The organism is Saccharothrix sp. NRRL B-16348 (assembly GCF_001280085.1).
Classification (GTDB): domain Bacteria; phylum Actinomycetota; class Actinomycetes; order Mycobacteriales; family Pseudonocardiaceae; genus Actinosynnema.
Map to the genome: position 1 here is coordinate 36,469 of NZ_LGED01000197.1, position 15,016 is coordinate 51,484.

Below are 15,016 nucleotides of genomic sequence, written 5' to 3' on the forward strand. Positions count from 1 at the left end.
CGGCCGGAACCCCTTGCCCGCCAACGACATCGGCCCCCTCCGACGAACCGCCGGAGGGGGCCGATCGCCGTGCGGTCAGCCCGGCAGCGCGGGCAGTTCGCTGAGCTGCTCCGGCGTGGGCGGGGTGATGTCGACCGGCTTGCCCCAGTCGCGGTAGTGGGCGACCACCCGCACCGCCTCACCGCCCTCGACCGGCGTGCGCGCCTCGGTCTTCACCGGCAGGTCCTGGTCGTCCACCCACAGCTTCAGCACCGACGCCCGCCCGTCCACCGTCACGTGCGCGGTGTAGCGGACGGTCTGCTTGCCGGACAACGATTCCTCGGCCTTCTCCACGATTCGCGCGCCCTCGGGCAACGCCTTGCGGATGTCGGCGGTGTCGCGGATGTGCACCGCGACGTCCGCCATGGCCCGTGCCAGCGCGTTGTCCGGGTCGTCCGGGTCGATCCTGAGCCACGGCTTGTCCGGCTGCGGCGCCTGGCCCTGCGGTATCCGCACGAAGATGCCGTCCGGCACCATCACGTACGCGACTTCCTCGGCGTCGGCGATGGAGATCCGGCACGACGCGGCGAAGTCGTCGGTGCGCAACCCGCAGCTGCCCTTGCCGTTGGTCGCGAGGTCGAGGTCGACGGTGACCGACCCCTTGCCCTCGGCGGCCACCCGGTTCGCCTCCGCCAACGCCTGCGGCGTGTCGAACGTCCTCATCGTCGACGACGGGTCGTCGGCGCACGCGGACAGCACAACGGAGACCACGACGGCGAATCCCGCCGCGGCGACACGGTTGGAGCGCATGCCCCTCCTCGGACCAGAATGGGAATCAGGCTTTCTGCCGACCCACTCTAACCGCACTCCGAAGAATTCGAACCGGTCAATTCACGCCTGTTGCCAAAACCAAAATTCGAATACGACTTTTGTCAGGGCCGTGACAATCACGGTCTCCGCACCGACGCGAGCAGGTTGCGGGCCACCTCGCGCAGCTTCGTGTTGTGCTGCTGCGACTCGGTCACCAGCCGGGCGAACGCCTCGCCGGCGTCGACGCCGTGCGCGGCCATCAGCACGCCCTTGGCCTGGTCGATCTCGGCACGCGACTCCAGCGCCCGCTGGAGGTGCTCGACCAGCCGGCGGGACCGCTCGTACCGGCGGAACCCGGTGATCGAGGTGGACGCGGCGGTGACGAACAGCCGCAACAACGCCTCGTCGAACGGGTCGAACGCCCGGACGTCGGAGCTGTAGAGGTTCAGCGAGCCGAGCACGTCGTCCTCGACGGAGATCGGCGCGGACAGGTACGCCCGCACACCCGCACGTTCGGCCACGGCGGCGAACTCGGGCCACTTCTCCCGGCCGCCGTCCACGGTGACCCGCACCGGCCGCTGCGTCCTGGCCGCCTCCAGGCACGGTCCGTTGCCCGCCGCGTACTGGTCGCGGTCGATCGCGACGACCTTCTCGTCCGTCCAGGCCACCGTGGACGCGCCCTCCGCGCCGATGACGGTCACGGAGACGTTCTCCGCGTCCGGGATGACCCGCGACGCCGATTCGACCAGCTGCTGGAGGGCGTCGTTCAGGGTCTGGCCGTCGGCCAGCACGCCGGCCAGCTCCTCCAACGCCTCGCTGGCCTCGTCCAGCAGGGACGCCGGCACGTGTTCCTCAATGCTCACAGCCACTTGTTTACACCCATGAGGCCATAATCGCCCCAACCAAAGGGGGTGGACGGGTGCGCGTGCTGCTCGTCGAGGACGACGACGGGGTCGCGGACGCCCTGGTCGAGGCGCTGGAGGCCAACGACCACCGGCCGAGCCGGGTGGCCCGCGGCGCGGACGCGCTCCTGGTCCACCGCGACTTCGACCTGCTGCTGCTCGACCTGGGACTGCCCGACACCGACGGGTTGGAGGTGCTGCGCAAGATCCGCAAGGTGTCGCCGGTGCCCGTGCTGGTGCTCACGGCCCGGGGCGACGAGCGGTCGATCGTGCGTGGTCTGCGCCTCGGCGCGGACGACTACCTGGTGAAACCGGTCCGCCTCGGTGAGTTGCTGGCCCGGATGGACGCGGTCGCGCGGCGCAGCGCGGCGCTCACCGGGCCGAAGGACCGCACGGTCCGGGTCGGTGACGTGGAGATCGACCTGGAGGGCAGGCGCGTGGTGGTCGGCGACGCGGAGGTCTCGTTGACCACGAAGGAGTTCGAGGTGCTGGCCGCGTTGGCCAGCAGGGCGGGCACGGCGGTGAGCCGCCAGCAGCTCATGGACGAGGTGTGGGGCGACGCGTACCTCGCCGTGTCGCGGTCGTTGGACGTGCACCTGGCGGGGCTGCGGGCCAAGCTGGGCCGCCCCGGCCTGCTGACCACCATCCGCGGTTTCGGCTATCGGCTCGGTGAGTGAATGCGTCGTCGCCTGCTGCTGGTGCTGCTGCTGTTCTCCGCCGCCGCGGTGGCCGCGTTCGCCGTGCCGCTCCTGTCGTCCACGGCCGCCGAGCGCACGCAGCGGTTCGTGCTGACCCGCACCGGTGACCTGGACCGGTTCGCCGCGCTCGCCCAGCAGGCCGAGACCACCCGCGACAAGGCCGCGCTGGAGGACGAGGTCACCGCGTACGTCGAGCTGTACGGGGATCCGGTGGTGGTGGTCGACGCGCGCAGGCAGCCGGTCGCCCAGGCCGGTCTGACCGCGGACGACCCCGCGTTGGCACGGGTGCTGGACGCGGCGCTGCGCAACCAGCCCGCGTCGTCGGTGCCGACGGTGACGCCCTGGTCGTCGGGGCACGTGGTGTTCGCCCGGCCGGTCGGCACGGGCACCCGGGTGGCCGGGGCGGTGGTGCTGCGCGCGTCGGTTGACCGTGCGGCGGCGGACGTGAGCAGGCGGTGGGCGCTGGTCCTCGGCGGCGCGCTGGCGGCGGCCGTCATCTCGATCCTGCTGGTGCTGGCCGTCACGCGGTGGCTGCTCAAACCGCTGGCGGAGCTGGCGATCGGCGTCCGGGCGGTGGCCGCGGGCGAACGGCGGGCGCACGTGGCGGGCAGCAGCGGGCCGCCGGAGGTGCGGGAGCTGTCGGAGTCGTTCAACCGGATGTCCGACGCCGTCACGGAGGCCGCCGACCAGCAGCGACGGCTGATCGCCGACGCCTCGCACCAGTTGCGCAACCCGATGGCGGCGTTGCGGCTGCGCATGGACACGTTGAGCGGGCAGGTCAAGCCGGAGGGCATGCGCGCGTACACGGCGGGCGTGGCCGAGATCGAACGGCTGGAGTCGCTGCTGGACGGGCTGCTGGCGCTGGCGTCGGCGGAGAGCGCGGCCACCGAGGTGGCGGCCGGTGGGCGTGAGCCGGAGTTGGCCGACGTCGGCGCGGTGGCCGTGGACCGGGCCGGGTTCTGGCAGGTGCCGCTGCCGCGGACGCCCGCGTTGGCGGTGCTGGTGCGCTGCCCGGAGTCGGACCTGGCGCAGGTGCTGGACGTGCTGCTGGACAACGCGGTCAAGTACGGCGGCGCGGTGCGGGTGTCGCTCGGCGCGGACCGCGCGGCGGGCGTCGGCTGGGTCGAGGTGCACGACGACGGGCCCGGGCTGAGCGAGGAGGAGTTGGCGTTGGCGACGTCGAGGTTCTGGCGCGGGCGGTCCGGGCAGCCGGGCACGGGGCTCGGGCTGGCCATCGCGGACCAGCTCGTCAGGGCGCGGCAGGGGGTGCTGGGCCTGTCGTCGGCGGACGGGTTCACCGCCCGCGTCACGCTGCCGTTGGAGCCGGCGCTGTGAACCGGCGGGTGTTCCTGCTCGGGCTGCTGGCCGCCGGGTGCACGAGCGGCGCGCCGTCGGGCGAGGTGGCCATCGCCGCCGGTGAGCGGGGCGGCATGTACTTCGACTTCGCGACCCTGCTCGCGGAGCAGTTGGTCGACGTGCGGGGTCGGGCGCTGGAGACGGAGGGCAGCCTGGCGAACCTGGCGCTGCTGGCGTCGGGCGGGGCGCAGGTCGCGCTGGCGTTGGCCGACTCCGCGCTCGTGGCCGATCCGGGACTGGAGCTGCGCGCGTTGGGCCGGGTGTATGAGAACTACCTGCAGCTGGTCGTGCGCGAGGACGACCCGGCGCGGGCGCCCGCCGACCTGGCCGGGCGGACCGTGTCGCTGGGCGCGGAGGGTTCCGGCGCGTCGCTGTCCGGTGAGCGGATGTTGGTCGCGCTCGGGCTTCGCGACTCCGTGCGGGTGGAGCATTTGCGGCTCGGTGACGCGGCGGAGGCGTTGGCGGCCGGGCGGGTCGACGCGCTGCTGTGGTCGGGTGGCGTGCCGACGCCGGCGTTGGACGACCTGCCCGGCATCCGCCTGCTGCCGTTGGCCGAGCTGGTGCCGCGGCTGCGTGCGGCGCACGGTTCGGTGTACGAGCAGGTGCCGGTGCCGGTCGGCGTGTACGGCGCGACCCGCGAGGTGCCGACCATCGGGGTGGCGAACCTGCTCGTGTGCCGGGCCTCGTTGCCGAACGACGTGGCCGCCGCCGTCACCCGGACGTTGATCTCCCGCGCCGCCGCCCTGGTCCCCCGCCAAACCCTGGGCACCCAGTTCCTCGACGTCCGCAGCCTGATCGGCACCGCCGGCCTCCCCCTCCACCCGGGCGCCGCCACCACCTACCGCAACCTCCACGGCTAACCACTCAACCCACGCGTGCCGAACCTCCAACCCGCGCGTGTCGAACGTTCAGAACGCGCGTGTCCTACGTTCAGGTCGCGCGTGTCCTACGTTCCGGTACTCCGAATTCAACGCTCAGGACGGCCGGTCGTGTTCTGAGCGTTGAATTCAGGTGTTCTGAACGTAGGACACGCGTGACGCGAACGTAGGACACGCGCGACCTGAAGGTTCGACACGCGAGAGGTCAGGTGTTGGCGGTGTAGGCCTGGCGGAGGCGGGTCAGGGTGTCGTCGTCGATGTCGTCGGCGCTGCTGATGCCGATCCGCAGGGTGATGGTGTCGTTGCCCAGCGAGCCCGCCGGCTCCAGCCGACCGGTCGGCGGGTGGCCCGCGAGGCGCAGGCCCAGGTCGACCCGCGCCCGCGTGCTCGCCTTGACGATCGCGAACGTCCGGCGCGGCGTCACCAGGGCCACGTACGTCTTGCGCGCCCGGACGTGCATCGGACCCAGCAACGCCGCCTCGGCCAGCAGCCGGTCGAGGATCGGCCGCAGCTCGGGCCGGTCGGCGTACTGGGCGTCCACCAGCTCGTCCGACGACGCGCTCAGCAGGTCCGGGTACCCGAACCGCTCCATCACCAGCAGCATCTGCGGGTAGCCGGTCACGCCCTGCTCACGCAGCCAAACCCGCAGGTCGCACTCGTTGTCGAGACCGGACGACAGCACCCGCCGATTCCACTCGGGCACGCCCTCGCCGGTGCCGCGGCGCAGCAGCGCCACGGACCAGTCGACCATCTCCCGCCAGTTCTCCGCCACCACCACGGGCGACATACTGCCCGCTCACGGCAGACGTTGCCCGAAGAGCAGCGCGCCCGCCACGGCGATCAACCCCAGCACGGTGCCCAGCGCCACCCACGGCCGCGACGCGTCGGCCTGCTTCTTCTCGTAACCGATCTGCTCGCCCAGCGTGTCGTACACCCGGCGCAGCTCCTCGGCGCTCGCGGCCTTGAAGAACTCGCCGCCGGACAGCTTCGCGATCTCCTTCATCGAGTCGTCGTCCACCGGCACCTCCTGCTGCCGGCCCTCGATCTCGACCACGCCCTCCTCGGTGCCGAACGAGATCGTGGAGATCGGGACGCCCGCCTTCTTCGCGTCCTCGGCCGCATCGAACGCGTCACGCGTGCCGACGGTCTCCTTGCCGTCCGTCATCAGCACGACCCGCGCGGGCGGTGGCCCGTCCGCGCCGCCGACGACCTTGCCGAACGAGTCGATCGCCGCCAGCGCCGCCACGATCGCGTCACCGGTCGCGGTCGACTGGGCCAGCTTCAGCCCGTCGATGCTCTGCGTGACCGCGGCGCGGTCGGTGGTCGGCGCGACCAGCACGGTGGCCGAACCGGCGAACGAGATCAGCCCCAGGTTGATGCCCGGCGTGAGCCCGTCGGCGAACGACTTGGCGGCCACCTGCGCGGCCTCCAACCGGGACGGCTGCACGTCGGTGGCCTTCATCGACAGCGACGTGTCGATCACCAGCATCACGGTGGCGCGGTTGCGCGGCACCTTCTGCTCGGCGGTCGGCCCGGCCAGCGCCACGGTCAGCGCGATGAACGCGACCATCAGCACCGCCACCGGCACGTGCTTGTACCAGCCCTGCCGCTTGGGCGCGACCTTCTCCAGCATCGACAGGTTCGCGAACCGCAGCGTCCGCTTGCGCAGCACGCGTTGCAGCACCACGTAGAACGCGGCGATCGCCACCACTGCCGCCAGCAACAAGAACCACCACGGCGCGGTGAAACCCGACAGGCTCATCAGGCCACCCCTCCCGACCAGCGGCGCTTGCGCGCGACGACGAACCGCACGGTGTCCGCGATCCAGTCCGAGTCGGTGCGCAGCACGAGGTGACCCGCCCCGGCCCGCCGCAGACCCGCCGCCACCTCGGCGCGGTGCTCGGCCGCCGCGGCGGCGAACTCCCGGCGCAGCAGCGGTGACGCGACGACCTCGCGCTGCCGGCCCGACTCCGGGTCGGCCAGCACGACCGTGCCCACCTCGGGCAGGTCGATGTCACGCGGGTCGATCACCTCGATGGCCACCAGGTCGTGCCGGGCGGACAACGCGCGCAGCGGGCGCTGCCACTCCGTGCCGCCGAGGAAGTCGGAGATCACCACGACGAGGCCACGACGCCGCGGCGGGCGACGCAGCTGCTCGACCACCTCCGCCAGCGAGCCGCGGGTGCCCTCGGGTGCGCGCGGCGTCTCGGCGACCTTGCGGATCAGGCCGCGCGAGTGCGCCAGGCCACCGCGTGCGGGCACCCGGACGAGGTCCTCGCCGGTGGAGACGAGGGCGCCGATCCGGTTGCCGCCGCCGCGGGTCAGGTGCGCCACCGCGGCCGTCGCGGCGACCACCAGGTCGCGCTTCTCGCACGCCGCCGTGCCGAAGTCGAGGCTCGGGGACAGGTCGATCGCGAGCCACGTCTCCAGCTCGCGGTCGGCGACGGTCTCGCGGATGTGCGGCACGGTGGTGCGCGCGGTGACCGCCCAGTCCATCCGCCGCACGTCGTCGCCGGGCTGGTAGGGCCGCGCCTCGCCGGGCTCGGAGCCAGGTCCGGGGACGAGGCCCAGGTGGTTGCCCTGGAGCAGCCCGTCGAGCCGGCGGCGGACCTCCAGTTCGAGCGTGCGCAGCGCCGCTTCCATCCGGCCGCCGTGCAGCACGGGCGGCGCCCAGCTCGGCCGGTCGGCGCCCGTCGGGTTCGGCTCGGTCACGGCCTGCCCGCGGGCTGCGGCGTCTGCGGACGTGCGGAGACCTGCGGCAGCGGCACGGTCTGCAGCACGCGGGTGATGATGTGGTCCAGCGGCACGCCGTCGGCCAGCGCGTCGTAGGACAGCACCAGGCGGTGGCGCAGCACGTCCGGCACCACGTCCACGACGTCCTGCGGCAGCACGTAGTCACGCCCCCGCACCAGCGCCAGCGCGCGGGCCGCGGCGATGATGCCGAGGCTGGCGCGCGGCGAGGCGCCGTAGGCGACCCACCCGGCCACGTCGGTGAGCTGGTGCTCCTTGGGCGCGCGGGTCGCGATGACCAGCCGCACCACGTAGTCGACCAGCGCGTGGTGCACGAAGACGCGGGAGGCCACGCCCTGCAGGCGGACCAGCTCGTCCGGGCCGAGCACCTGGCTCGGCACCGGCGGCTCGACGCCCATCCGGTAGACGATCTCCCGCTCCTCCTCGGCCGTCGGGTACTCGACCTGGATCTTGAACAGGAACCGGTCGCGCTGCGCCTCGGGCAGGGGGTAGACGCCCTCGTTCTCGATCGGGTTCTGGGTGGCCAGGACCAGGAACGGGTTGGGCATCGGGAACGTCTTGCCGCCGATCGACACGTGCCGCTCGGCCATCACCTCGAGCATCGCCGACTGCACCTTGGCGGGCGCGCGGTTGATCTCGTCGGCGAGGACGAAGTTCGCCACCACGGGGCCCAGCTCGACGTCGAAGGTCTCGCTGCCCTGGCGGTAGATGCGGGTGCCGAGGATGTCGGCGGGCACCAGGTCGGGGGTGAACTGGACGCGGGAGAACGAGCCGCCGACGACGTTCGCGAACGTCTCGACGGCGAGCGTCTTGGCCACGCCGGGCACGCCCTCCAGCAGCAGGTGGCCCTTGGCCAGCAGGCCGACGAGCATCCGCTCGACCAGCCGGTCCTGGCCGACGATCACCCGCTTGACCTCGAACACGGTGCGTTCGAGCAACTGGGCGTCACGAGCCGGCGTGTTGGGCGCCTCGGCGGCGGGCTCGGACAAAGGTCCTCCTCGACAGGGTTGTACGACTGTGGCCCAGTCTCCCCTGCCGACGGTATGGCTCTTGTGAAGGGGGTCGGACCCCGGAATCGGGCAGCGGTGCAGCTCACGCCCATCTCACCCGATCTTGGTCACCCGTCAGGGTGTCAGGTCGCGCGGCGTGTCCACGTCCCGTGCCTCGCCCGGCAGGGCGGTGACGGCCGCGGGGTTCAGCGGGCCGAGGACCGAGCGCAGCGAGACGTCGCGCGGGTCGGCGGGCACGGCTCGGCGCAGCGGACCGGTGCGCCACGCCCCGATGAGCCACTGCGAGCGGCCCTCGTCGTCCACGAGGACCGCGCCGGTGTCGCCGACGGCCGCCAGCAGGCGGTCCACCGTGGACCGGGTGAGGCCCGGCTGGTCCACCGCGAGCACCACCACCAGGTCGGTCGCGACGTGCGCGAGCCCGGCGGCCAGTCCCGCGACCGGTCCGCCGCCGGGTGGGTCCTCCCGTGCCCACGTCACGCCGGGCACGTCGTCCTTGCGCGGGCCCACGACGACGGTCCGCCGGGCGAGCGCGACCGCGTCCAGCACGTGGTCGAGCAGCGTGCGGCCGCCGACCACGACCGACGCCTTGTCCACGCCGCCCAGCCTGCTGCCCCGACCACCCGCGAGGACCACCGCCGTCCAGGACGCCACGGGCCAACCGTAGCCGCTAGACGGGCTCGCCCAGCGCGTCGTCGTCGGAGGTGAAGAGCAGCCACAGCAGCGCGGCCACCACCAGGGCGCTCGTCACGAACACCGGGAACACCAGGTCGAACGCGGCCGTGCCCAGCGGCGCGGCGATCGTCGGGTCGACGTCGACCCGCACCGCGGCCATGCCCGTGTAGTGCATACCGGTGACCGCGACGCCCATGATCAGCCCGGCCGCGATCCGCGCGAGCGCCGTCTTCACGACCAGGGTGAACCAGAACGCGGCGGTCGCGGCGACCACCGCGATCAGCACCGACAACGCGACCAGCGCCGGTGCGTAGGAGATCCCGCCGCGGAACCGGATGGCGGACATGCCCAGGTAGTGCATGCCCGCCACGCCGAGCCCGGCCAGCAGTCCCGCGATGAGCAGCCGCATCCTGGTGAACCGGACGAGCGTGACCAGCGACAGCCCGGCGCCGACCACCGCGATGGCCACCACGGCGGACAGCGCGGTCAGCGGCACGGAGTACTTGACCACGACGCCGGGCACGTCGAAGCCGAGCATGGCGATGAAGTGCATGAGCCAGATGCCGACGCCGCCGATGGCGAACGCGCCGAACACGGTCCAGCGCGCCTTGGCGGCCCGGCTCGGCTCGGCCTGGGCGCGGGCCATGCAGGCGAGGCCGATGAGGGAGCCGACCACGGAGACGACGTAGGCGAGCACGAGGGTGGAGAGGCCGTCGGAGAAGTGCTGCATCGAGTCGTGGTCCACACCCCAATTACTAACTCACGGTGATCACGTTCACCAGAACGGCCCAGGTGAATTCATTGATTCGCAATGCACCTGGGCCATTTCTCTACCGAGCGTAGTCTTTAGCTAGGCTAAATGGACGACTCGGAACACCGTGAGGGTGAGCCGCGCCCGTGGCCGTCCTACGCGGTCACGTCGTGCGGCACGCCCACCCCACCGGCACGGCGGCCGACCACCCGGTTGCGGCCCGCGTCCTTGGCCTCCAGCACCGCCACGCTGGCCTCCTCCACCGCGTCGGTCACGGACGCGCCCGGCACGACCTCCACCGCGCCGATCGACACCGTCACCACGCCGCCGGTGTTGCCCCGGTGCTCCAGCCCGAGCCGTTGCACCGCCTGCCTGATCCGCTCGCCCGACGCCAGCGCGCCGTCCAGTCGCGTGCCCGGCAGCAGCACGGTGAACTCCTCGCCCCCGTACCGGTACGCGCGATCACCCGCCCGGGTGGTGCGGTCGATGGCCTCGGCGACCTTGCGCAACGTCTCGTGCCCGGCCAGGTAGCGGTACAGCGTGTTGTAGCTGTGGAAGCGGTCGATGTCGACCAGCAGCAGGCTGTACGGCTCGCCGGCGCGGTTGCGGCGGGCGTGGTCGGCGTCGAACGTGGCCGGGTTCGGCAGGCCCGTGCGCTGGTCGATGGTCGCCGCCTCGGCCAGCGCCCGGTTCTCCGCGTGCAGCTCCTCCAGCCGCTCGGCGAGCCGGTCGACCTGGTGCTTGCGCGCCAGCGCCCAGTCCTCCAGGTCCTGGTCGTAGACGGCGACGCCGACCGGGCCGATCGTCTTCGCCCGGTACATCGCCAGGTCCGCCTGGTGCAGCAGGTCCTCCGCGCCGTGGCCGGGCCGGACGAACGTGATGCCCGCCGACACCGTCACCCGGACCACGCCCTCGTCCAACGTCACCGGCGTGGCGATCACGGCCAGGATCTCCTGCGCCGCGGCGATCGCCTGCTGCTCGTCCAGTTCGTCGAGCAGCACGGCGAACTCGTCGCCGCCGAGCCGGGCCGCCGTGCCGCGGCCGGCCACCACCGCCGCCAGCCGGGACGCGACCAGGCGCAGCACGTGGTCGCCCGCCGCGTGCCCGTGCAGGTCGTTGACGTCCTTGAACTGGTCGAGGTCGAGGAACACCAGCACCGGGCCCGGCGCGCCGCGCACGGCCTGCTCCAGCCGCGGCAGGAAGCCGGTGCGGTTGGCCAGGCCCGTCAACGCGTCGGTGTTGAGCCGGCTGCCCAGCTCGTCGGCCGTCTCCGCCCACCCCGTGACGTCGAGCGCGACCACCACCAGGCCGCGCACGTCGGGGTCCTCGCTCAGGTCGCGGGCGATCAGGTCGACCCGCCGGTGCACCGAGCCCTCCACCGGCACCGCGCACGTCAACCGCGACGCGCCCGTGCGGCCGGCCGCCTGGAGGAACGTGCCGACCGCCGCCGCGTCGCCGTTCGCCACCAGGTCGGGCAGCAGGCCGGACGCGGCGCCGAACAACCGCCGGGCCGCCGGGGACGCCCAGCGGACGCCCAGGTCGGTCGGGTCGACCACCAGCACGGCGGCGTCGGCCCGGTCGAGCACCGCCTGGTGGAAGCCGCCGTTCATCGCGACGCGCTGAGGAACCGCAGCAGGGCGCGGTCGAACTCGTCGGGCCGGTCGAGGTTCACCAGGTGCGCGGCGCCCTCGACGACGACCTTCCCGGCCCGCGGCGCGGCGCCGAGCACGAGGTCGGCGACCACGTGGATGTCCGACGAGTCGAGGTCGCCGACGACGACCAGCGTCGGCGCGGTGAGCTCGTGCAGGCGGTCCACCGCGTGCACCTCGTCCCCCATGATCGTGAACACCCCGCTCGTCACGGCGTGGACGGTCAGCACGCGGCACATCTCCCGCACCTCGGGGTCGACCTCGTCCGGTGACCGGTGTGGACCGTCGACCCACATCCGCAGCACGCACTCCGCGACCTCGTCCACCGTGGTCGAAGCCCGCATCCGCGCGAACTGGTCCAGGACGAACGGGTCCTCGAACTTCATCCCGCTCACGCCCGGCCCGACGAGCACCAAGCCGGCCACCCGGTCGGGGTGGGTGACCGCGAAGTCGATCGCGGTGCGGGCGCCCATCGACAGGCCGACGAGCGTCGGCCGGTCGAGGTCGAGACCGTCCAGCAGGTCCCTCAGGTCCTCGTGGTGCGCGAACGGGCCGGTCACCGGCGAAGACTCGCCGTGGCCCCTCGCGTCGTACCGGATCACGGTGTGGTCCCGCGCCAGCAGGTCGTACTGACGGTCCCACATGGCGACCCCGAGCCCGCCCGCGTGCAGCAGCACGACCGGTGGCCCGTCGCCACGTCTGTGATAGGTCAATTCGCCGTCGTCGAGAATCAAGCGGCCGGCCGTCATGGTCCCCCCTGGACTTGACTTCCTCCCTCAGACCACTGACGCTACCGAATCCGCGCGGCGCATTCGGGTGATCACGGGCATTTCTCCGCATTTCGGGGGTCACAATTCCGCGATCACGCCGAATAGGGGTTCATATCCACCCGTAGTCCACTGTGGACAGGCCAAGTGAGACGGATCCGGTAAACCGGTGGACAGCCTCTCGCCATCATGCCTAACCTCACCGTCCCCTGTCCTCACGTGTGCGAACGAGGTGCATTGCATGCCCGTCCGGGTCCCGGCCGCCGAGCGGCCGATCACGCCGACCTTTCCCCTTGACGTGAGGACGACCGGAAGTGGACATACCTCGTGGTTTCACCATCCGTGAAAGCACCCACCGCATCCACAACCCGCTGGACGAAGCCAAGTTGGCCGTCCTCGGGCGGGCGTTGCGCCCGGAACCCGGGTGGCGCGTGCTCGACCTCGCCTGCGGTTCGGGCGAGATGCTGTGCACCTGGGCCCGTGACCACGGGCTGACCGGCACGGGCGTCGACCTCAGCCCGGCGTTCCTCGCCTCGGCGCGGGCACGTGCGGCCGAGCTGGGCGTGGCCGACCGGGTGGAGTTCGCGCACGGCGACGCGTCGGGTCACGTCGCGGACGAGCCGGTGGACATCGCCGCGTGCGTCGGCGCGGCGTGGATCGGCGGCGGCGTGCCCGGCACGGTGGAGCTGTTGCGGCGCAGCCTGCGCCCCGGCGGCCTGCTGCTGATCGGGCACCCGTTCTGGCGGGTCGACCCGCCCGACCAGGCCGCGGTGGAAGGCAGCCACGCGACCAGCCGGGACGACTTCCTGTCCCTGCCTGGGCTGCTCGCGCAGTTCGACGGGTTGGGCTGCGACGTGGTCGAGATGGTGCTGGCCGACCAGGACAGCTGGGACCGCTACGTCGCGGCGCAGTGGCTCAACACCCGCCAGTGGCTCGACCGGAACCCGGACGACGAGTTGGCGCCCGTGCTGCGCGCCGAACTCGCGGCCGCACCGGTCCGGTACGCGCGCTACCAACGCGAGTACATGGGCTGGGGAGTGTTCGCCTTGATGGACCGCTGATGAGGAGCGCGGGCCCCCGGTTTGTCGGGGGTCCGCGCCATCATGGACCCATGGAAGATCGTCGACTGATCGTCGAAGTGCTGTCCGCCGCGGCCGTCGCGGACCGGTTGCGCGCGCTGGACGTGACCGGGCTGGCGATGGTGGCCGACTCCACCTCGCCCGGGCCCGCCGCGCTGGTGGTGAGCGGTCTCGAGGACCCGCGGGCGGACGTCGTGGTGAACAGTTCCACCCAGGCGGACGCGCTGTGGACCGAGCGGATCGAGCCGTTCGCACGTCGGTTCGCGGGCATCGACCCGCCACCGCGCACACCGCCCGTGTTGGAGGAGCACGACCCGCGGCTGCCCGTCCTCGCGCGCCGCCTGCTCGACCGGTTGCGCGACGCCCTCGGCAAGCGGTCGCGGACGTACGACCACATCGGTTCGACCGCCGTGCCGGGGTTGCGCGCCAAGCGGTTCATCGACCTCCAGCTCGGCGTGCCCCTGCTGCCCGACCCCGACGACGAGTACACGCTGGCCGCGCTGGGATTCCGCGCCGAGACGGGCGCCCGCCCGGACTCCCCCGGCGTGACCCACGACTGGCACACCGACCCGGAGGTGCCGGAGGCGCTGTACCGGAAGCGGCTCTACGTCCGGCACGACCCGGAGGCGCCCGCGATCCTGCACGTGCGGCAGCTCGGCAACCCGTGGCACCGGCGGACGATCGACTTCCGCGACCGGCTGCGCGCCGACCCGGCCGTGCGGGAAGCGTACGAGACCGCGAAACTCCGTGCGGCCGAAGCGCACGCCGGAGACGACGACTACGACGACTACACCCGCGCGAAATCGGAATTCTTCCGCTCGACGGGGTGAATTCGCTCAAGCCGTACAGCCGGCACGCCGATGGGGCGGTGCTCGATCGAGCAAGATCCCCGACGCGTGCAGGAGGAGTTCGGCATGGCTTTGCGCGACCGCGTCCGCGATGTCGTGGACGGCAGGCGCTTCCAGCGGATGGTCATCGCGGTGATCGTGGTCAACGCGATCACCCTCGGCTGCGAGACGTCGACGGCACTGGTCGCGTCCTACGGCGATGTGTTCGACGCGCTGGACCACGCCGCCCTGGCGATCTTCGTCCTGGAACTGGCCGCGCGGCTGTACGCGCACGGCCTCCGGTTCTTCCGCGACCCCTGGAACTGCTTCGACTTCGTCGTGGTCGGCGTCGCCCTGCTGCCCGCGGCCGGTCCGCTGTCGGTCGTCCGGGCCCTGCGCATCCTGCGCGCGCTGCGCCTGGTCGCGATGGTGCCGAGCATGCGCCGCGTGGTGACCGCGCTGGTGAAGTCCGTCCCGGGCCTGCTGTCGCTGTCCGGGCTGCTCGTGCTGATGCTGTACGTCGGCAGCGTGGTCGCCATCAACCTGTTCCGCGCCAGCGGCGACCCCCGGTTCGGCGACCTCGGTGCGACCATCCTGACGCTGTTCCAGCTCACCACCGGCGACGGCTGGTCGGACGTGATGCGCGACCTGATGGCCACCCAGCCGTTGGCCTGGATCTTCTTCGTGGTCTACCTGCTGGTCGGCACGTTCACCATGCTGAACCTGTTCATCGCGGTCGTGTGCAGCGCGATGGAGTCCGAGGCCGCGCCGCCGAGCGCACCGGACGACCGGCTGCTGGACGAGATCAAGGCGCTGCGCGAGGAGGTCCGGGCGCTGCGGCTGGAGCCCGTCGGAGACCGCCGTTGACCGGGGAGACGCCGGCGACG

General features: G+C 72.3%; 16 protein-coding genes. 6 read left to right on the top strand and 10 right to left on the bottom strand.

The features are described 5' to 3' along the window. Positions 1 to 75: 75 nt before the first annotated feature. Together ADK67_RS20075 and ADK67_RS20080 are read right to left on the bottom strand one after the other, a co-directional pair. A complete protein-coding gene (locus tag ADK67_RS20075; RefSeq protein WP_053717986.1) occupies positions 76 to 789 on the bottom strand; it encodes a hypothetical protein in 714 nt (237 codons plus the stop codon). A gap of 137 nt (positions 790 to 926) precedes the next feature. Beyond that, positions 927 to 1,652 (bottom strand): ANTAR domain-containing response regulator, encoded by a 726-nt coding sequence (locus ADK67_RS20080; protein WP_231648271.1) that lies wholly within the window; start codon positions 1,650 to 1,652, stop codon positions 927 to 929. Between the two features lie 56 nt (positions 1,653 to 1,708). On the opposite strand from ADK67_RS20080, the gene ADK67_RS20085 reads away from it, so the two are divergent. From ADK67_RS20085 to ADK67_RS20095, 3 genes are read left to right on the top strand one after another with little or no spacing between them, the layout of a single operon-like run. Then, the gene (locus ADK67_RS20085; protein ID WP_053717988.1) at positions 1,709 to 2,368 is read left to right on the top strand and encodes a response regulator transcription factor; all 660 of its coding nucleotides are present in this window, start codon (positions 1,709 to 1,711) and stop codon (positions 2,366 to 2,368) included. Next, a complete protein-coding gene (locus tag ADK67_RS20090; RefSeq protein WP_053717989.1) occupies positions 2,369 to 3,724 on the top strand; it encodes a sensor histidine kinase in 1,356 nt (451 codons plus the stop codon). Continuing rightward, positions 3,721 to 4,605, top strand: coding sequence for a TAXI family TRAP transporter solute-binding subunit (locus ADK67_RS20095; protein WP_053717990.1), 885 nt, complete (start codon positions 3,721 to 3,723; stop codon positions 4,603 to 4,605). Before ADK67_RS20090 ends, ADK67_RS20095 begins: the two co-directional genes overlap by 4 nt. Before the next feature lie 223 nt (positions 4,606 to 4,828). Here the strand turns inward: ADK67_RS20095 and ADK67_RS20100 are convergent, their stop codons facing one another. The 8 genes from ADK67_RS20100 to ADK67_RS20135 form a co-directional block, all read right to left on the bottom strand. Further along, entirely contained in the window at positions 4,829 to 5,410 is a 582-nt protein-coding gene (locus tag ADK67_RS20100) for a DUF5655 domain-containing protein (RefSeq protein ID WP_053717991.1), read from the bottom strand. Between the two features lie 9 nt (positions 5,411 to 5,419). After that, positions 5,420 to 6,385: a VWA domain-containing protein gene (locus ADK67_RS20105; protein WP_053717992.1), complete on the bottom strand. Its 966-nt coding sequence runs from the start codon at positions 6,383 to 6,385 to the stop codon at positions 5,420 to 5,422. Beyond that, entirely contained in the window at positions 6,385 to 7,266 is an 882-nt protein-coding gene (locus ADK67_RS20110) for a DUF58 domain-containing protein (RefSeq protein ID WP_231648279.1), read from the bottom strand. Before ADK67_RS20110 ends, ADK67_RS20105 begins: the two co-directional genes overlap by 1 nt. 65 nt (positions 7,267 to 7,331) lie before the next feature. Further along, entirely contained in the window at positions 7,332 to 8,363 is a 1,032-nt protein-coding gene (locus ADK67_RS20115) for an AAA family ATPase (protein WP_053717994.1), read from the bottom strand. Between the two features lie 135 nt (positions 8,364 to 8,498). Beyond that, positions 8,499 to 9,035: a molybdenum cofactor guanylyltransferase gene (mobA, locus tag ADK67_RS20120; protein WP_053717995.1), complete on the bottom strand. Its 537-nt coding sequence runs from the start codon at positions 9,033 to 9,035 to the stop codon at positions 8,499 to 8,501. 16 nt (positions 9,036 to 9,051) lie between these two features. Then, positions 9,052 to 9,801 carry an MHYT domain-containing protein gene (locus tag ADK67_RS20125; protein WP_053717996.1) on the bottom strand — a complete coding sequence of 250 codons (750 nt, stop codon included), beginning with the start codon at positions 9,799 to 9,801 and terminating at the stop codon, positions 9,052 to 9,054. A 161-nt stretch (positions 9,802 to 9,962) separates the two neighbouring features. After that, complete coding sequence (locus ADK67_RS20130) at positions 9,963 to 11,417, bottom strand: sensor domain-containing diguanylate cyclase (RefSeq protein ID WP_053717997.1); 1,455 nt, start codon at positions 11,415 to 11,417, stop codon at positions 9,963 to 9,965. Then, entirely contained in the window at positions 11,414 to 12,169 is a 756-nt protein-coding gene (locus tag ADK67_RS20135) for an alpha/beta fold hydrolase (RefSeq protein WP_231648272.1), read from the bottom strand. Before ADK67_RS20135 ends, ADK67_RS20130 begins: the two co-directional genes overlap by 4 nt. A gap of 368 nt (positions 12,170 to 12,537) precedes the next feature. On the opposite strand from ADK67_RS20135, the gene ADK67_RS20140 reads away from it, so the two are divergent. The 3 genes from ADK67_RS20140 to ADK67_RS20150 all read left to right on the top strand — a co-directional run bounded on the left by ADK67_RS20140 (position 12,538) and on the right by ADK67_RS20150 (position 14,996). Then, the gene (locus ADK67_RS20140; protein ID WP_053717999.1) at positions 12,538 to 13,284 is read left to right on the top strand and encodes an SAM-dependent methyltransferase; all 747 of its coding nucleotides are present in this window, start codon (positions 12,538 to 12,540) and stop codon (positions 13,282 to 13,284) included. 50 nt (positions 13,285 to 13,334) lie between these two features. Then, on the top strand, positions 13,335 to 14,132 hold the full coding sequence (locus tag ADK67_RS49155; protein ID WP_231648273.1) for a GrpB family protein: 798 nt from the start codon (positions 13,335 to 13,337) through the stop codon (positions 14,130 to 14,132). An 84-nt stretch (positions 14,133 to 14,216) separates the two neighbouring features. Next, entirely contained in the window at positions 14,217 to 14,996 is a 780-nt protein-coding gene (locus ADK67_RS20150) for an ion transporter (protein WP_053718038.1), read from the top strand. The last annotated feature ends 20 nt before the right edge of the window (positions 14,997 to 15,016 follow it).